General features: G+C 62.8%; 1 protein-coding gene. It reads right to left on the reverse strand.

The window, feature by feature from the left end:
• Positions 1–37 precede the first annotated feature (37 nt).
• The coding region (locus tag PZA18_RS24555; RefSeq protein ID WP_284103505.1) for a transposase domain-containing protein at positions 38–288 on the reverse strand (251 nt) is incomplete at its 5' end.

A 288-nucleotide genomic window follows, 5' to 3' on the forward strand; every position in this document is an offset into this window, starting at 1 on the left:
TCCGTCCGATCGCCCCACGTTGCGTCCGAAGCGTGAATCAGCTAGCGGTTGTTGAATTCAGGGGGAGTAGTTCATCAATGCGGCTATTAGGCCAGGTGGGGAGACGTTCAAGGGTGGCGGTCAGCCAGGCCAGGGGTTCGAGGCCGTTGAGCTTGGCGGTCGCCAGCAGACTTTGAATGGCTGCGGCGCGGCGGCCAGCGCGTTCGGAGCCTGTGAACAGCCAGTTCTTGCGCCCCAGGGCAATCGGCCGGATGGCACTCTCGGCCGCGTTGTTGTCAATCGGCAGAT

It is taken from the genome of Parachitinimonas caeni (genome assembly GCF_030129945.1).
GTDB classification, from domain to species: Bacteria; Pseudomonadota; Gammaproteobacteria; order Burkholderiales; family Chitinimonadaceae; genus Parachitinimonas; species Parachitinimonas caeni.